At 47.5% G+C, this 18165-nt stretch carries 13 protein-coding genes and 1 tRNA gene; 2 read left to right on the forward strand and 12 right to left on the reverse strand.

The genetic code is table 11. The features are described 5' to 3' along the window. Positions 1–44 precede the first annotated feature (44 nt). Genes ACQY3M_RS05080 through ptsP form a run of 5 tightly spaced genes read right to left on the reverse strand, consistent with a single transcriptional unit; the run spans position 45 to position 7007 of the window. Positions 45–1085 (reverse strand): glycosyltransferase family 2 protein, encoded by a 1041-nt coding sequence (locus ACQY3M_RS05080; RefSeq protein ID WP_428066483.1) that lies wholly within the window; start codon positions 1083–1085, stop codon positions 45–47. A 1-nt stretch (position 1086) separates the two neighbouring features. Beyond that, the gene (nagA, locus tag ACQY3M_RS05085; protein ID WP_428066485.1) at positions 1087–2193 is read right to left on the reverse strand and encodes an N-acetylglucosamine-6-phosphate deacetylase; all 1107 of its coding nucleotides are present in this window, start codon (positions 2191–2193) and stop codon (positions 1087–1089) included. Between the two features lie 2 nt (positions 2194–2195). Beyond that, entirely contained in the window at positions 2196–2987 is a 792-nt protein-coding gene (nagB, locus tag ACQY3M_RS05090) for a glucosamine-6-phosphate deaminase (RefSeq protein WP_428066486.1), read from the reverse strand. A gap of 18 nt (positions 2988–3005) precedes the next feature. Continuing rightward, positions 3006–4481: an N-acetylglucosamine-specific PTS transporter subunit IIBC gene (gene nagE, locus ACQY3M_RS05095; protein WP_428066487.1), complete on the reverse strand. Its 1476-nt coding sequence runs from the start codon at positions 4479–4481 to the stop codon at positions 3006–3008. A 9-nt stretch (positions 4482–4490) separates the two neighbouring features. After that, positions 4491–7007 (reverse strand): phosphoenolpyruvate--protein phosphotransferase, encoded by a 2517-nt coding sequence (gene ptsP, locus ACQY3M_RS05100; RefSeq protein ID WP_428066488.1) that lies wholly within the window; start codon positions 7005–7007, stop codon positions 4491–4493. Between the two features lie 159 nt (positions 7008–7166). Here ptsP and ACQY3M_RS05105 point away from each other — a divergent pair, with 159 nt between their 5' ends. Beyond that, the gene (locus ACQY3M_RS05105; protein WP_428066489.1) at positions 7167–8537 is read left to right on the forward strand and encodes a peptide MFS transporter; all 1371 of its coding nucleotides are present in this window, start codon (positions 7167–7169) and stop codon (positions 8535–8537) included. A 265-nt stretch (positions 8538–8802) separates the two neighbouring features. On the opposite strand, the gene ACQY3M_RS05110 is transcribed toward ACQY3M_RS05105, so the two are convergent. The 3 genes from ACQY3M_RS05110 to ACQY3M_RS05120 are packed head-to-tail and all read right to left on the reverse strand — an operon-like array spanning position 8803 to position 10969. Further along, positions 8803–9288: an NUDIX hydrolase gene (locus ACQY3M_RS05110; RefSeq protein ID WP_428066490.1), complete on the reverse strand. Its 486-nt coding sequence runs from the start codon at positions 9286–9288 to the stop codon at positions 8803–8805. A 2-nt stretch (positions 9289–9290) separates the two neighbouring features. Beyond that, complete coding sequence (gene gatA, locus ACQY3M_RS05115; protein WP_428066492.1) at positions 9291–10682, reverse strand: Asp-tRNA(Asn)/Glu-tRNA(Gln) amidotransferase subunit GatA; 1392 nt, start codon at positions 10680–10682, stop codon at positions 9291–9293. A 2-nt stretch (positions 10683–10684) separates the two neighbouring features. Then, positions 10685–10969: an Asp-tRNA(Asn)/Glu-tRNA(Gln) amidotransferase subunit GatC gene (locus ACQY3M_RS05120; RefSeq protein ID WP_428066493.1), complete on the reverse strand. Its 285-nt coding sequence runs from the start codon at positions 10967–10969 to the stop codon at positions 10685–10687. A 71-nt stretch (positions 10970–11040) separates the two neighbouring features. Here ACQY3M_RS05120 and ACQY3M_RS05125 point away from each other — a divergent pair, with 71 nt between their 5' ends. Continuing rightward, positions 11041–13212 carry a DUF2339 domain-containing protein gene (locus ACQY3M_RS05125; protein ID WP_428066494.1) on the forward strand — a complete coding sequence of 724 codons (2172 nt, stop codon included), beginning with the start codon at positions 11041–11043 and terminating at the stop codon, positions 13210–13212. A gap of 220 nt (positions 13213–13432) precedes the next feature. On the opposite strand, the gene ACQY3M_RS05130 is transcribed toward ACQY3M_RS05125, so the two are convergent. From ACQY3M_RS05130 to ACQY3M_RS05145, 4 genes are all read right to left on the reverse strand, one after another. Beyond that, complete coding sequence (locus ACQY3M_RS05130; protein WP_428066496.1) at positions 13433–15751, reverse strand: ATP-dependent helicase; 2319 nt, start codon at positions 15749–15751, stop codon at positions 13433–13435. Beyond that, complete coding sequence (gene rlmD, locus ACQY3M_RS05135; protein WP_428066497.1) at positions 15748–16950, reverse strand: 23S rRNA (uracil(1939)-C(5))-methyltransferase RlmD; 1203 nt, start codon at positions 16948–16950, stop codon at positions 15748–15750. The genes ACQY3M_RS05130 and rlmD overlap by 4 nt, the downstream gene beginning before the upstream one ends. Continuing rightward, positions 16950–18023 carry a redox-regulated ATPase YchF gene (gene ychF, locus ACQY3M_RS05140; protein ID WP_428066499.1) on the reverse strand — a complete coding sequence of 358 codons (1074 nt, stop codon included), beginning with the start codon at positions 18021–18023 and terminating at the stop codon, positions 16950–16952. The genes rlmD and ychF overlap by 1 nt, the downstream gene beginning before the upstream one ends. 63 nt (positions 18024–18086) lie before the next feature. Then, positions 18087–18160, reverse strand: a tRNA-Glu gene (locus tag ACQY3M_RS05145). Between the last annotated feature and the right edge of the window lie 5 nt (positions 18161–18165).

Genomic DNA, 18165 nt, shown 5'->3' on the forward strand with positions numbered 1-18165 from the left:
TTTATTTTTTAGCCAAATCGACAACTTTTCCGCAGGCCTTAAATCTAAACGTCGAAAACGGCGTTCTTTAGTTTTTTAAGCGGCCTTTTTACAAAAGATAACGCGGGCATATTTACCACCAGCCTGACGAAATACATCGGGTTTATGCGCCAGCGCGAATTAAGACGTTTCTTAAAACTCTTGGAGTAGGGATACTTACACAGCCAGCCGCAAAATTCGGGCCAGTCTTTCCGTTCGTTCTTGTTAAGCGCGAATAAAGGCGGTATCGAAGAAGGCGCCATATACCGCTTAACCGCGCCCAAAAAAGCGTTCTTTACTTTAGGCTGATTTCTAAACAGCTCTTCCGCTATGATATACAGTCCCTTAAGTTCGGCCGTAAGCCTGTAAATCAGGGAGCGCTCCCTGATTAGAGTATCGTTTTGCGTTCTTAAATTCACCAGCGGCCTTTTAAGCACTTTGAATTTGGCGTTGAAATTCTTAAAAGACCATATAAGATATACGTGTATCCAATTAAGCCCGCTCACTCTCTGACTGCCCTTAACCTTCAAAGCCAAAGACCTGCTAAAAATGCAGCTGCCTATATACCCGAACAGCCCGCCATTGCTAACCACCGCCTTAAGATAGCGTACAAGTTCAGCGTCGCTGGCCATATGTACGATTTTACCGTCCTTTACTCCGCGCGTCAAAGCCCAATAATCCAAAAACCTCATTTTTTTGTCGTAGAGATTAAGGCCACAGGTATAAAAATCGTATCCGCTTTTTATATGATGTTTAACAAACCCGATAGAGCCCGGCAATAGGGCGTCGTCGTCGCCGAGTATCCAGCAGTATTTGCCTTTGGCGCGGCTTATGCAGTTTAAGACATTTCTGTCAAATCCGACGTTAATGTCGTTCTTGTAATAAAACAAATTCTTATACAAAGCCTGATATTCTTTTACCACGCGCGCGGTATCGTCGTAGGAGTTATTGTCGCTTACGATTACTTCCACCCCGTCGAATACGGCTTGTTTAAAGATACTATCCAACATCACCGGCAGATATTCCGCACGGTTGCAAGTGGGTATGCAAATAGAAAGTTCCGTCATACTACATTACTGTTTCCAAAAGGTTGAAATCTCTATCTATTATATTAAAATATGCGCGCTTGCCGCTTTGCAATATGCCGAAATCCAGTTTGTGCAGACGGGCCGGATTTTCCGCGGCGGCCATCGCCGCGCCGCCAAAGCCCATGCCCCATTTGCTTAAATTAGCCGCGCCCTTGAGCATAGTCAATGCAGATCCGGCCACCACGCCGTCGCTTACGCGGCGGAAAACTCCGCCTTCAAGTGAAACTTCCTCATTATTGGCCAGCCCGCCTTGCGTACCTGCAGGCCTTAAAGCGTCGGTAACCAATATTACTTTGCTCTTGTCTTTTAGGCTAAGCGCCATTTTGACTATTTCCGGGCAAACGTGTACGCCGTCGGCTATAATCTCAAAGCTGAAGTTTCCCTCAAGCAGCGCCGCGCCCGCCGCGCCGGGATCCCGGCGCCCTATCCCGCGCATAGCGTTAAACAGATGCGTGGCGTGGCTTAATTTGCCAGAGGCTAAAACTTCCTTATAACTCGCGTCGGTATGGCCGACCTGCGGGATAATGTCGCGTTCAAGGCAGAAATCTATTATTTTTTCTATACCGTCAAGCTCTGGCGCCAAAGTCATCGCGCAGATTTTGCCGCGCGCCGCTTCGTAAACGGCTTTCATCAAATCCAAATTAGGTTTGGCAGCAGCCTCGGGCTTCATTACGCCGAGCTTCTTGGGTGAAATAAAAGGCCCCTCTATATGAAGCCCCATAATCTTAGCGCCCTTTTCCAGCCCTATATATTCCGCCATCGCCTCTATATTCTTTATCATGGCTTTGGGCTCATTGGGATATATCGTAGGAGCAAATCCCCCCACGCCGTTTTTGGCCAAAAGCTCCGACATTTTTAAAAGTTCACGCCCGTCCAAACAGTCGGTACCGTATCCGCCAAAGCCGTGTATATGCGTGTCTATAAAGACGGGCATTATATAATTGCCTTTAACGTCTTTTATTTCCCCTTCGGGCAAAGCGCCGCCCGCGGGTATTATATCGGCGACGAAACCGCCTTTCACAGCCAAAGAACCCTCAATAATCTTCCCGCCCTGGCAAATTAAAGCGTTGGAATATATTTTATCCATAATTATTTACAGCCGCCTTGGCACTCCCCGCCAAAAGAGCATACCGCAAAGCGTTTCTTGCCGGCCGTGCTTACTTGGCTTAAAGCCTTGGGATCGGCCACGATATAGCTGTTATTATGCAGCCTTAAAGCACTTATCGGCCATTGCGGGGAAACGGGGCCTTCAACAGCGCGGTAAAGGGCTTCGGACTTCTTTTCGCCACTAGCTAATATTATTATTTCCCTAGACTTCAATATCGTGCCCATACCCATCGTAAAAGCGTATTTGGGCACGGCATTAATATCATTGTTGAAAAAGCGGGAATTGGCTTTGCGGGTGCTTTCGCTAAGTTCCACTTTATGAGTCGGTGCGTCAAAAGGAGTGCCCGCTTCGTTAAAGGCTATATGCCCGTTGCGCCCGACGCCGCCCAAAAAAATGTCTATGCCGCCGTAGCTCTCTATCTTTTTATCGTATTCCAGGCCCGCTTTTTCCAAGTCCTCGGCGTAAACATCGGGGAAGTGTATATTGGCTGGCTCTATATCAACCATATCGAACAGGCGGCTGTTCATATAGCTGCGGTAGCTTTCCTTATCGCCGCGCCGCAAACCTATATATTCGTCCAGATTAAAAGTAGCGACTTCTTTAAAACTCAACTCGCCCTTGGCGCAAAATTCCACCAGGTGTCTGTAAAAGCTTTCCATAGTTCCGCCCGTAGGCAAACCAAGAACTATCCGCCCGCCAGCTTCGTTAATGCGTTTTTTTACGTAAGCGGCGGTAATAAAGCCTATATCGTTTTCGCTTTCTATAATCCTCATACCCTCACCTTAAAACCCTTATTTGATTAAAGCCTTTATCTCGTCGGATATAATATCCGCCTCCGGCCCTATTATAACCTGCACGTGTCCGCTCATCTTATTTAGCACTCCGCGCGCACCCGCCTGTTTAAGAATATCTTCTTTTACGAGCGAATTGTCGTTTATGTCCACCCTAAGCCTAGTAGCGCAGGCGCCCAAAACTTTTATATTTGCCGCGCCGCCAAGCCCTTGCAAATAGAGTCTTGCCCTTTCAGTTCCCTCGTTTTGGGCAGGCTCGGCTTGCACTTCTTCTTTGGCGGGATTTGTTTCTTCTTTAGCGGCGGCAGGCGCGCTTTGCACTTTAGCTGTTTCGTTTTCCTTTTTTTCTTCTCTGCCGGGCGTGGCCAAATTCCATCTCCTTATAACGAAACGGAACAGGAAGAAGTACACCACGCTGTAAGCCAAGCCTACGGGGATTAGTATAAGCGGATTGGTGCTTATGCCATAATTTAAAAGATAGTCTATTAAGCCCGCGGAGAAAGTAAAACCCAACTTAACGTCAAGCACGTTCATTATTACCATGCTCAAGCCAGTAAGCAGGGCGTGAAGAACGTAAAGCGGGAAAGCCAGGAACATAAAAGCGAATTCTATCGGCTCGGTTATGCCCGTCAGGAAAGAAGTCAAAGCCAAAGAAAGCAAAATACCGCTTGCCGCCTTCCTGTTGGCTTTATAAGATTCCGCTATCATAGCCGCGGCGGCCGCGGGCAGACCGAACATCATTATAGGGAAGAACCCCGCCATAAAAGCGCCCGCCGTCGGATCGCCTGCGAAAAACCTCGTCAAATCGCCGTGTTTGATTACCTGCAATCCGCCCTCTATTATCTGATAGTCGCCGAATTGGAACCATACCAATGTATTAAGAATGTGATGCAAACCCAGCGGGATAAGCATTCTGTTTGCGGTGCCGTAAGCGAATAGGCCGATATTATCAGAACCTATTATCCAGTTGCCAAAGCCTTTTATCACGCTTTGTATCGGCGGCCATATAAAGCTGAATACTACCGCCAAAAGCAAAGCGGAAAAGCCGGTAACTATCGGCACGAAACGCCGCCCGCCGAAAAACGCCAAATAAGAAGGCAGTTTTATGTCTTTATACTTATTGTACAGCCCGCCGGCCAATACGCCGATTATGATACCGCCGAACACGCCCATATCGATATTTTCGTCAAATTCTTTTAAGGTAGCGGTAAGAACTATATAACCTACAAAGGCCGAAATCGCCGCCGCGCCGTGCGACTCTTTGGCGAAACCTACCGCCACGCCCAAAGCGAATATAACCGACAAATTGTTAAATACCGCCTGGCCCGCCGCCGACATAAAAGCTATATCAAGCAAATCCGGCTGACCAAGCCTTAACAAAAGGCCGGCTATCGGCAAAACCGCTATCGGCAGCATTAAGGACTTGCCGAGTTTAACAAAGAACGACCCTATATCCATACATACCCGCTTAAACATAAACTCTCCTTAGAAGTTAAACTTTTCCTTCAGCATAGCTCGCACCTGCTGCGCGCTTTGCATATTCAAAGCTCTTAAAGCGATGTCCCTGCAAACATTTATATCCAAATCCCTGATAAGATATTTTATCTCCGCTATCAAACCGCCGGGTACGCTTAATTCCCTTACGCCAAGCCCCAGCAATACCCCTACGGCCTGCACGTCGCTGGCCACCGCGCCGCATACCCCCACCGGTATGCCCGCCGCTTTGCCCGCTTCCGCCGTAATGTATATCATTTTTAAAACGGCGGGGTTTAAAGGATCGGCCTTCGCGCTTAAAGCGGTATTGCCCCTGTCTATGGCAAGTACGTATTGAGTCAAATCGTTCGTACCCAAAGACATAAAATCCACATAGCCCGCAAATATATTGGCCATTACCGCCGCCGAAGGCACTTCTACCATTATTCCTATGCTTGCTTCTTTTATTCCTAAAGCCGCCTGCTCTTCCCTTATTATCGCCTTATACTTTTCCACTTCGTCTACAAAAGTTACCATCGGCAACATTATCTTGGCCGAGCCGTAAGGTTTCACCCTCAGTATCGCGCGTACTTGGCTCCTGAAAAGTTCCGGCGCCAAATCATAATTTCTTATCCCTCTCAAACCTACTATCGGGTTTGGCTCTTTAGGCAAAGAGAGGAAAGGCAAAGGCTTATCGCCGCCAATGTCAAAGGTACGGATAATTACATCTTTGCCCTTTTGGCTGTCGGCTACCGTCTGATAAATTTGATACTGTTCCTCTTCCGTGGGAGCCGTACGCCAAGAGGAAAACAAAAACTCGCTTCTGACCAAGCCCAGCCCGTCGGATCCGGCCGCGCCCGCTTTTATCGCTTCCTCCACATTGCCGATATTCCCCTTAACCTTAACCAAAACGCCGTCTTTGCTTATTGCCGGCTGTGCCGCACACGCCGCCGCTTTGGCTTTAAAGGCGGCCTCCTCCCGTTGTTTTTGCTTTACGGCCTCAATGTTCACCGGGTTTACCGTAACCGAACCTTTAAGGGAATCCAAAATAATCGTACAGCCTTCAGGTATCGCCATAGCCGCTGGGCCCGCCGCTATAACCGAAGGCAAGCTGATGTTTTTAAGCATAATCGCTATATGCGAAGTCTGAGAGCCGCCGGCCATTATCAGGCCTTTGATGTTCTCGTTTAATTTCGGCAGCTCGCCGGAAAGTAATTCGTCGGTTACCAATATGGTATCGGGCGGGAAAGAAAAAGATTCTTCCTTAAGCCCCAATACCTCAAAAACGACTCTCTTTTCTATGTCTTTATAATCGGCTTTACGCTCTTTTAGCAAATCGTTCTGAGAACTTTCCAATATCGATACGCTCTTGCCGATAGCCTTTTGCCAGGCATAAGCCGCGCCCGCGCCTTCCGTAATATAATTTTCCGATACGGTAGAAAGGAAAGGGTCCTCAATCATCATAAGGTGAGCCTGAAGAATTTCTTTCCTGTTTGAATTTTCTGTACAAGCGGAAATCTCCTCCCGTATTTTAGCTTTTACGGTATCAATGGCTTTAAGAAGTTTCTCGTTTTCGGACTTTGGATCCTCCGCGGTATGAGGGATTTCAAGCTCAGTCCTCTTAAGATGGCGCGCCGTACCTATCACAAGGCCGGGATATAAACCCTGCGCATTTAGTTTAACTTCGTCTTTAAAGTCGGGCAAAGTTCCGCCGTTTATGTTTAAACTCCGTGCGGCCGCTTCGCCTTCCAGACCTTCGCCGCAAGCCGGCATTACGGCTTCTAAGGCAAGCTGCGCTTTACCGCCTTTGGCTAAAAATTCTATCTTATCGCCAAAATTTATGCCAAGCCCCAAAATCTCCACCATGCTCTTGGCATTGGCCCGTTTATCGCCTTTCCTTATAAAAATATGTGTATCCGTAAAGACATTGGCCGCTTTCGCTATTGCCGCGGCGGGCCTGGCGTGAAGCCCGTTCTTGGCGGTAATGGCAAGTTCCCTAACTATATAGTCGTCTTCGCTTGCGCCGCTTTGGGAGCAAGGCTCCAGCCCGCAATCCGCCCCCTCTGCGCCGACATTAACGGAAAACAATGTATCACCCGCTTTTACGCGGCACTCCTCGCTTAATTTTATCTGTACGTCCTGCGGCGAAGCCACAAGCACTATCACCAACGAGCTGGGCGCGTGTTTATCGATATACTCTTTATCGAACTCTATTAAAGCGTCACCCTTTTTAACCTCGTCGCCCTGCGAGCATAAAGCCTTAAAGCCCTTGCCGTTCAAAGAGACCGTTTCCACCCCTATATGTATAAGTATTTCCACGCCGTCGCTTTCCAGCACTACCGCGTGAAGCGCCTTATGCAAAGTTTTTACTTTGCCGTCAAACGGTGCCCTGACTATATTGGAACTTGAATTTAAAGCTGCGCCCGGCCCCAAAAAACCTTGGGAAAAAGCCTCGTCGGGCACGGAGGAAAGATTTTCTATCTTGCCGTCTGTAGGACTGCTTACGATAAAACGATGTTTATCCTGCATTTATTTCTCCTGTGATAGGCTTAAGACTATTAAACATTATTACCAAAATGTTGTAAAGCCAAGAATATAAGGCCCGTTTTTTTGTATAATTTAAGTTGATTTAAAACGGGATTACTCCTCCCGCGGAAAACTTTATCTAAAGTATTAAGGAGAATGTTAATGACAGACAGCGAAGTTAAGCATAATCTTACCAAACACGGCCAACCTAAAGCTTTATATATGCTTTTCATGGTCGAAATGTGGGAAAGATTCAACTACTACGGTATGAGGGCCTTGCTTTCTTTGTTCATGATCAGCACCGTAATAGGATACACCAAGGAAACGTCCAGCAAAATATACGGGATGTTTACGGCTATGGTATACCTTACGCCGGTACTCGGCGGTTATCTGGCGGACAGATACATAGGTAAAAGGCATTCCATTACCATCGGCGCTATTTTAATGGCTTTGGGCCAATTCACTTTGGCTTCTTATGAAATTATCAATCCGCATTTAGCGCTTGCCACGGGCTTAGTGCTTATTATTTTGGGAAACGGTTTTTTCAAACCGAATATTTCCACTATAGTCGGCGAACTTTACGAGCCCGGCGACCCCAGAAGAGACAGCGGTTTTACCATTTTCTATATGGGTATTAACTTGGGCGCTTTCTTCGCTCCGTTCATCTGCGGATTCTTGGGCGAACCCCACGACCCGATGAACGCGCTTGAAGCTTATAAATGGAAATACGGCTTTATGGCGGCGGGCGTAGGTATGATAATCGGTTTGATTTGGTACCTGGTTTCCCAGAATAAATATCTCGGCCATATCGGACTTTACCCCGTTGGCAAGAACAAAGACGAGTCCGCGGAGCAAAACGCCGCGGCCGAAAAGCCTCTTACCCAGGAAGAATGGGATAAAATCAAAGCGATTTTCACCTTTGTATTCTTTGCGGTTTTCTTCTTCGCTTTCTTTGAGCAGGCCGGGACCTCGCTTAACTTCTTTGCAAAGGAATCCACAAATCTTAACCCTGTGCTTCCTTTCATAGGCGAAGTTCCGCTGAAAGCCTCTTACTTCCAGGCCATTAACCCGATATTCGTGGTACTTTTGGCGCCTATGTTCGCCAAACTGTGGATTAAAATGGGCGATAAAGACCCCTCGATACCGAGCAAGTTCGGCTGGGGTTTGTTCCTGCAGGGCTTGGGCTTTACCGTAGTGGCGGTCGGAAGTATGTTTATTGCGCAGGGCCCGGTAAGCGCGTTGTGGCTGGTATTTACCTATCTGTTCTGCACGATGGGTGAGTTGTGTCTCTCGCCGGTAGGACTTTCCATGGTAACGAAACTCGCACCGCTGAAATTTATGTCCCTGTTTATGGGCATTTGGCTTATGGCCAGCTTCTTCGGCAACTTGCTTGCCGGTTGGCTTGCGAGCTTTTACGAGTCCTGGAGCCTTACCACGCTGTTCTCCATACCTGCGGTACTTTCAATACTCTTCGGTATAATCATGTGGATTATGACAAAGAAGGTAAAATATTGGATGCACGGCGTAAAATAAATACCAAACAAACTTTAAAAAGCCCGCTTAGAAGCGGGCTTTTTTTATTTTAGGTTCTTGGGTTATATACTCTAGACTTATCCCAATACGCGGCGCGCAAAAAACCGCAAACGCCAAAAATCGGGCCCTTCAAAAAACGGTAATCTTGCAATGTGAAATGAAGGCAAATATGCCTGGCAAAGCTCCCCTATGAACAAAAAAACGGCAATAAAAAGCCCCGCATTGCGGGGCTTTGCAAAATGTTTAAACGTGCAGATACGGGATTTTAAACTTCCTCATCTTCGCAGTCATTACCCGCGGCCTGCGCCACGGCACCCAAATGCTTTTGGCTTTGCAAAGCAAGGGCGTATTCCCGTTCTATAATATCCAAAAGCCGCAAATCGCTTGGGTATTCAACCATCTCTTTGGCTTTGCTTATCGATACCCAATTAATGGCGAGTATTTCCGAAGGGTCATGCTTGCCGATGCGGCCAAGCTTTTTCATCAAATACCACTGAACGACTTTTTTAACGTATTTTCCCTTAAGAGTAAAAGCGTAACGCACTTTTAACATCGGCTTTAAAATACTGGCTTTATAACCCGTTTCTTCCAACACCTCGCGCAAAGCGGCTTGACGCGGAGTTTCCCCCGGCTCTATATGGCCTTTGGGAAATGTCCATATTTTGCGGCCTTTCATGCTCTTTACCTGAACAAGCAAAACCTTGCTGCCCTCAAGCATTACCCCCCCGCAGGAAAACTCCGGTACCACCATAATTATTTCTCCAAGAGCGCGGCCAAAGCGTAAAGTTTGGCCTCTTCAAAATAATTGCCGTAAAGCTGCAGGCCTACGGGCAGGCCTTTTGCGTCTTTGCCGTAAGGGAAACTTAAGGCGGGCAAGCCCGCTATATTGGCAGGCGCCGTATACAAATCCGAAAGATACAAAGAAATCAAATCTTCCGTTTTTTCGCCCAATTTAAAAGCCGTATTGGGCGTAGTTGGCATAAGTATCGCGTCAACCTGCTTAAAGGCCTCGGCAAAATCATTGGCGATAAGCGCCCGCACCTTCTGCGCTTTAAGATAATAATCTTCCGCATGAGCGCTGCCCAAAGAGAAAGTCCCGAGCATTATTCGGCGTTTGACTTCCGGGCCGAATTTGGCACGGTCTTTAAGATAAGAGTCTTCCAAATCACCGGCGCTTTCGTCTTTATAGCCATATCTCAGCCCGTCAAAACGCGCCAAATTGCTGCTGGCCTCACTGCTGGTCAAGATATAATAGCAGGGCGAGGCATATTTGGCGTAAGGCAGGGAAATCTCCTTGAAATTTATGCCTTTGTCCGATAAAACTTCCTTTGCCTTATCAAGGCAAGAGCGTATTTCCGGATTAAGATTTTCAAGGAAATCTGAAGGTATGCCCACTGTAAGACCTTTGGTTTCCAATTCCGCCATTTTAAAAGAGTTTTTTTGCGCGCTTGTGGAATCTTTAGGGTCATGGCCGGAAAGAACCTCAAGCAACAGGGCATTATCCTGCAAATCGGCGGTTAAGGGGCCGATTTGGTCGGCGCTGGAAGCAAAAGCAACAAGCCCGTATCTGGAAACGGAACCGTAAGTGGGCTTCATGCCGTAAATACCGCAAAAAGCCGCCGGCTGGCGGATAGATCCGCCCGTATCGCTGCCAAGCGCCATAGTTATCATACCCGCAGCCACCGCCGCGGCACTTCCGCCGCTGCTGCCGCCGGGCACTCTTTCCAAATCCAAAGGATTTTTAACGGGGCCGAAAGCTGAATTTTCGTTGGAAGACCCCATAGCAAATTCGTCCATATTCGTGCGGCCGATTATTATAGCGTCTTCGGCAAGGAGCCTTTCCACCACAAAAGCGTTATATGGCGCCTTGTAATTTTCCAGCATTTTGGATGCGCAGGAGGCCGTATGGCCTTTGTAAAGGATATTGTCCTTTATGGCAACGCACACGCCCGCCAGTTTTCCCCTTTGTGAAGGGTCCTTAGCGTCTATGGCGCGGGCTTGCGCAAGAGCGGACTGCTCGAAAATCTCCAGGAAAGCGTTTATTTTGGCATTGCCTTCCTTTATTCTGTTAATACAATCTTTTGTTAAATCTTCCGCCTTAAGTTGGCCGAGGCGTACTTTGGCGGCCGTTTGGCTGGCATTCATAATTATAAAACCTTTTTAACTTTCAAATTGTCGCCGTCTTTATCGTTAAAAGCGGCCCTTATCTCTCGCGCGCAGGCCTCGTCGCAATGCGGATTGTCCTCCCTAAGCGGGGCGCTACCGGCTATACGCACGTCACGGAGCGGAACATTCGTTTCCACTTTTTGCAGCTGCGCGACCCAATCCAATACGGCCGACATTTGTTTGGTATAGAGTTCGGCCTCTTCGGACGTTATGTTAAACTTGGCCAATTTGGCGGTCTTTTTTATCTCTTCTAAACTTATTTTCATATATTCATTTTACCAATTTTATAATATAAAATATATTCACATACTTGGACGTATGAGAGAGGGGATAACAAATGGATACCATATTTTCGATAATAGCTTTAATTTTGGCAATAGTGGCACTGGCAAAAGCCTCTTCCGCCGATTTGCGTGTACAAATGCTGGAAGATAAAATAAAACATGCGGAAAAACCCGAAGCTGAAAAAACTTCTCCTGCGCAAGTCTCCGCTACGGAACAAAATCACCAAGAAAATATATCCGCCCCCACAGAAAATAAAACCGTAATGTGCGAGGCTCAAATTCAACCTGCACAACAACAGCCTTCGCATCAGCCCGCACAACCGCTTGAGGCCCACGTATCGGAAGAAGCCCCTCAACAAAATCTATCCGCGCCTTCGGACGAACAAGAACAAACTTCTCAAAACGGCTTTAATATAGCCAAACTGTTTGCATGGATAGGGGGGGTATTGCTAGTCCTGGGCGCTTTGTTTACCTTCTCTTATATGGCGCAAAAAGGCTTGATAACCATATCGATGATTTTATCCTTGGCGGCGGCTTTTGGCGCTTTGATGTGCGCGGCAGGCTTGGCAATTAAAGACGAAAAACTGCAAATCGCGGCGTCTTCTTTATGCGCGGCGGGTATAAGCATATGCTTTGTATCGGCCTACTCGGCCTATGCCTTTTTTGACATTTTGGATATTACCTCGGCTTTTGTTTTTATGGCGGCTACGGCTTTAATTTCCTTCGCGGTATCTTATGTCAAAGACAAACAGTTTATAGCTTTTCTCGCGGTAGCCGCGGCGTTTTTAACGCCGATATTGTTATCTTCCGGCCAAGACAAATATGTATTTTTCTTTTCTTATCTGCTGATAGTCAATATCCCCGCCGCGGCAATTGCTTTTAAGAAAGGGTGGAAAGCTCTTGCTTGGTCCGCGCCGGCATTGACGCTATTATGTCAAATCTCTTATTTTATACACGGCGTAAACGCGCCTTATTTGCATATCATTTTTGGCTGTTATGCCTTACTTTCCTTGGCTACGGCCCTGCTGCCGAAAGAGAAAATAGCCCGCGAACTCTTTACTCCCTTTGGCATCTTTGCCGTTTTGCAGATATTTACCTTGGCTCTATGCCTAAACGGCGAAACGAAAGCGATTATTTTCTCTTCCGCCTTATTGATTACTCTCCTTTCCTTTCTTTTCGACCTTGTTTGCAAAACCAACAAAAATTCTTTTTTTGCATTAGGTTCTTGGATAATTTTCTATATTGCTTACGCCATTATATTCAGTGAGGGCGTGCAACTAGGCCTAGGCGCTTTGGGAGTATTTGCGCTTTACTACGTTTTCCCAATGGTATTTAAGGGAAAAATAAAAGACTGTTCCGCCCAATGGATAGCGGCGGCATCTGCCGGCGCGGCGGTTTTTCTGCCGTTGTATCAAAATATCGGTCAAGTTTATTTTGAGGATATTTTGGGTATTATACCGCTGTTCTTGGCTTTGTGTTATCTCTTCCCAGCACTATATCTGCTAAATAAGGAAGAACTTAAAAAAACGAAGGCTCTATTTATAGCCGCGGCGATAGTGTTCACCACTCTTATTTTACCGATACAATTCACCGAAAAATGGCTTACGATATTTTTGGCAGTATATGCCGCTGCGCTGTGCTGGCTTGACGGCAAAATAAGCAACAAAATCATTATGCCTTTGGCGGGGGCAATATTCTCGCTAGTATTTGTAAGACTGGTACTGAATCCGGCTCTTGCCCAATACTGCGCGAGCGAGGTAAAAATATTCAACTGGTATATGTTGGTATTTGGCATTTCCGCGGCAGCGATGTTTGCGGGGGCTTTCTTCTGTAAGGGAAAATACGATAATTTTAAGGCCATACTCAAAGCGGGCGGGGCGTTTTTATTGTTCGCTTTGTTAAATATTGAAATAGCGGATTATTTCTCCTCCGGCGGAGCTTTGCGTTTTGATTTCTCTGGCAACCTAGCCGAAGCGGTAACTTATACCCTTGCTTGGGCCGCTTACGGAGCGGGCGCGTATCTGTTTTCCCTGTTCTTTAACAGGAGCAAAATACTGGCCAAATGCGGGATAATGATTATCTGCGTAGCCGTAGTAAAGCTCGCCCTGGTGGATTTATGGAAGCTTGACACCTTATACAGAATTTTCGGCGTATTTGGTATGGCCGCAGTTTTGATAGCCGTCGCGTTTTTGTTTCAAAAGTTCAATAAAAATGTGGAACAATAAGCCGAAAGTTTGCCTGCTGGCTTAGGCCTTATAAAGATGACTGCCCTCTTTGGCTAAAAAATTGAATATTCAAATAAGCCCCGCCCAGAAGCGGGGCTTTTTCTCTCTGACGCCAAAATGTATTTATCAAAAAATTAAAATGGGGGAACCCACACGCACCCAATAACTTCCCCCCGCCAAAAAAACGGGCGGTTTAAAACCGCCCGCCAAACATATAGGTTTAAAGTATTTCCAAAGGCGCAAATCGCAAAATGAATACGCGTTTTGTGCCGTTGGCGAACATTACCGTTATTTTGGTATTGTCGCCCGATCCGCTTATCGCACTTACCCGCCCTTGGCCGAAAACGCCGTGTTTTACCATACTGCCGACCCGCACCGAAGATCCGCCCTTGCCGTCTTCCTGCGCTGCTCCCCCGCTTTGCGCGGCAGGTTCGGGCTTGGCGAAAGCCGGCGCGAACTGTTTAAAAGTATCTTGGTAATTGTCGGAATTATCGTAAGAGGTGCTGTTGTTTAAACTCCACCTGTTATAGCCGCCGTTTAAGTAGCGGGAGCGCGGATTGATTTCCGTACGCTCCATAGGCCCGCTGTAAGAGGCGGGCTCCAGCAGTTCGCTGTCAAAGAGAAATCTGGAGGCCAAATTCTGATAAGTCTTGCCGAATAGTCTTCTTGTGGAGGCATAAGTCATATACAGATATTTCTTAGCCCTCGTCATGGCCACATAACACAGGCGGCGTTCTTCTTCCATATCGTCGTCATCTTTGCCGCTCAGTGGAAATAAGCCCTCTTCCAAACCCGTAACGAATACTACGGGGAACTCCAGCCCTTTGGCGAGGTGCACCGTCATTAAGGTTACCGCTCCGTTTAAAGACCCGCTGACTTCTTCCGCCCCGCTTATCAAGGAAACTTCCTGCAAATAACCCGAAAGCGAAGGCTCATTGCCCTCTTTTGCGCAGCGCTCCTCATAATCTTTAATGGCACCGGCAAGCTCGCCGATATTGCGCAGGCGGCCTTCCGCTTCGGGGTCTTTTTCCAGCTCAGCCTGAAGCGCCTGCTCATAGCCCGAGCCTTCCAGCAATTTGGCGAATATAGCGCTGGGCGCATTAAAAGTCATTTCCAAGGCCAGACTTTCAAACAGATCCATAAATTCCTTGGCGGCGCGGCGAGCGGTAGGTTTTAAGGTGTCGGTAAATTCCCTGTCTTTTAAAGCCGCGTAAAGGGAGATATTCTTCGCGCCCGCATAAGCCGTCAAAGCGTCCTGCGCGCTCTGCCCAAATCCGCGCTTTGGCGTGTTTATCACGCGCAGCAGGCTTACGGTGTCGTTCGGATTGACCAAAAGCCGCGCGTAGGAAAGAACATCCTTAATTTCCTTCCTGTCGTAAAATTTTACCGCGCCGATAAGTTTATAAGGCATTTGATAGCGGCGGAAAGTGTCTTCAAAACTCCTTGACTGCGCGTTTGTCCTGTAAAATACCGCCACATCGTTTAAATTTATTCCGTCGTCTTCCACCATAGCCTGTATGCGGTTGCAGACCCAGCGGGCTTCTTCGCCTTCGCTGGCAAGTTCGCGCACACAGATAGGCTCCCCGCTTTGTACTTCGCTGTATAAATTCTTTTCGCGCCTGTTCATATTCTTGCGGATAAGTTTATTTGAGGCGTCCAAAATAACCTGCGTGGATCGGTAATTCTGCTCCAGCGTGATTACTTTGGCGTCCTTAAAATCGCGCTCAAATTCCATAATATTGCGGATATTGGCTCCGCGCCAGGAATATATCGATTGGTCCGGATCGCCCACCACGCATAAATTGCGGTGCTTGGCCGCCAAGGCTTTTGTCAAAGTGTATTGGGTGTGGTTTGTATCCTGATACTCGTCCACAAGCACATAGCGGAAATAATCCTGATAATAAGCAAGCGTTTGGGGGCTCTCCTTAAAAAGGGCCACCACCTTCATCAGCAAATCGCCGAAATCCAAAGCGCCCGCCGCCTCCAGCTTGCGCTGGTACCTCCTGTATACTTCCGCCGTCTGAATGCGCCGGGGATTATTGGAAGCGTGCGCGTGGATAAGGAAAGAATCCGGGTCGAGCATATCGTCTTTGGCTCTGGATATGGCCGAAACATAATAGCCCGTTTCTTTTTTACCTTCTTTTACGCCCATCTCCTCCAACACCAAAGTTATCATCTTTTTTTGTTCGCTTTCGTCGTAAATTACGAAATCTCTATTTAACTTCGCCGCGGCCGCGTTCTGCCTAAGAACCCTTACGGCAAAAGAGTGGAAAGTATGTATCCACACGCGCGAGGAATTGCCCGGAACAAGACTTTCAATCCTCTCCCGCATTTCCTGTGCCGCCTTATTGGTAAAGGTTACGGCCAAAATTCTGGAGGGCGCAACGCCGTCGTGTATCAATTTGGCTACTTTGCAGGTAAGAGTCTTCGTCTTGCCCGTACCCGCGCCCGCTATTATAAGGCACGGCCCGCCGTTATAGTTTACCGCTTCAAGCTGGCGAGGATTTAAAGTGGATAAAATTTCGTCTATATTGTTCATTTCAGTTCAAGTTCCGCTAAAGTTTCTATATGTTCGCTGTGCGGGAAAAAGTCAAAACACTCGACGTGGGTTACTTTATACTTCGCGCTGAGCGTTTTTAGATTTTCCGCCAAGGTTACGGGATTGCAGGATACATAAAATATTTGCGGCGCGCCGCTGTTTAATATCTTGGCGCAGGCCGCGGGGTGTACGCCGCTTCTGGGCGGGTCGAGCACTATTACGGAATTATGGGAGCCTATTTTGTTCTTGGCCAAAAAATCTTCCGTAGTCGCGCAGAAAAAATTAACATTTTCTATTTTATTGATTTTCGCATTTCTTACGCCGTCGTTTACCGCGCTTGGCACGCTTTCCACGCACAGACTCTTGCCGACATAAGGCGCACAGCACAGGCTGAAACTGCCCGCCCCGCCGTAAAAATCGTACATAACGGCGGGTTTTAACTCCGCCATTTTTGAGGCCACTTTCTCATAAATCAAATTGGCGGCTTTCGTGTTAGTTTGGAAAAACGATTGCGGCGATATTTCAAAGATTATTTCCCGTCCGCTTTCAAGAATCTTTTCCCTTATAAAGCCTTTGCCCTTTACTATCCTTATGTCCTTTATACCGGCGCCGTCAGAAACCCCGTCGTTTACCGCCGTAAGGATATGATAAGAGGGATAAAAGGTTTCCGTCAGTTTGGCAAAATCCTCGGCGTGTTCAAAAGGAGCGGCGGTTATCAGCACGGCCATACCTTCCCCCGTGTTTACGCCGCGCCTTAAAATCAAATTCCTCAGCAGCCCCTCGTGCGTGCGCTGATCGTAGAAAGAAAGTTTCTTTTCCTCCGCCCACAGGCGCAAAGCCTTGGCGTAAGCGGAGAGATTGGGCTCATACAAAAGGCAGTCTTCTATATTTACGCAACGGTCCCAGCGTCCTTTCAAGCGGAATCCGAAAGTATTTTCAAATTCCAGGGGTTTGGTTTTATCGCGCACGACCTTCTTCTTTTTGCCGTAAGGCTCGCTCCAAACGACCTGGCGGCAAAAACTAAGTTCTATCTTATTCCGGAAATACTCGGTATTTGGGGAAGGCGTTACTTCTATCTCCCCATTGTAAAAAGGCTCCAGCAGGGCTTTTACTTTGCCCTGTTTCAGTTTAATTTGGGCGGAGTAGCCGTCCTGTTTTAAAGAACAGCCCCCGCAAATGCCGAAACTATTGCAAACCATTATACGTTAAACCTGAATACGCAGACGTCGCCGTCTTTGATTATATAGTCGCGCCCTTCCTGGCGGATAAGGCCCTTTTCCTTTAGGACCTTTTCCGATTTATGTTCAAGTATATCATCTACGCTGTACACTTCCGCGCAGATAAAGCCGCGTTCTATGTCGGAATGAATTTTGCCCGCCGCTTTGGGCGCGGGGCAGCCTACGGGTATCAGCCAGGAGCGCACCTCAACTTCAGGCCCCGCCGTAAAGAAAGTACACATATTTAAAAGCTTCATTCCTTCCCTTACTATCTTTTCCAGGCCAGTGTATTCCGAGCCGACTTCCGCCAAGAAAAGATGTTTCTCCTCCTCATCAAGTTCCGCTATTTCGGCCTCGAATTTTATGCAGAGTTCCACAAAGCCCGCGCCCGTCTTTTGGGCGTGCTCGCGCAATTTACGGGAGTTTTCTTCGTTAGGCTTTTCGGAATTATTGCCAACATACAACATCGGCTTAAGCGTAAGAAGCTGAAGATCCTTTTTTTCCTCCTCTTCCAACTCCACGCTTGAGGCGGGTTTGCCCTCGCTTAAAGCCTTCTGGAGTTTAAGCAGAGTTTCCAATCTGGCTTTGGCTTCCTTATTGCCGCTTTTGGCGTTGCTTTGTGCCTTGGGAAGCATCTTTTCAACGCTTTCCAAATCGGCCAGCATAAGTTCGGTTTCTATAATTTCTATATCTCTTAAAGGGTCCACGCTGCCAGATACGTGCGTGATGTTCTCGTCCTCGAACAAACGGACTACGTGTATTATGGCATCGACTTCGCGTATATTGGCCAGGAATTTATTGCCCAAGCCCTCGCCCTTGCTCGCGCCTTCAACAATACCCGCTATATCGACAAATCTGATAAAAGCGGCCGTTTTCTTTGGCGGTTTGAACAAATCAAATAAAGCGTCAAGCCTCTTATCGGGTATGGGTACAACGCCGACATTGGGCTCTATTGTGGTAAAAGGATAATTGGAAGCCTGTGCGCCGGCATTGGTAAGCGCGTTGAAAAGGGACGATTTGCCGACATTGGGCAAACCCACTATTCCTATATCCATAAAAAAGCTCCTTAAAATAAAAATATCCGCACTGCGGCGGAGTATAAATCGTACGGGGGAGTACGTCTCGTACGGGATTCGAACCCGTGATCTCCGCCTTGAGAGGGCGGCGTCCTAAACCGCTAGACGAACGAGACATAAA

Source organism: Candidatus Proelusimicrobium volucris, from assembly GCF_959605025.1.
Classification (GTDB): Bacteria; Elusimicrobiota; Elusimicrobia; order Elusimicrobiales; family Elusimicrobiaceae; genus Proelusimicrobium; species Proelusimicrobium volucris.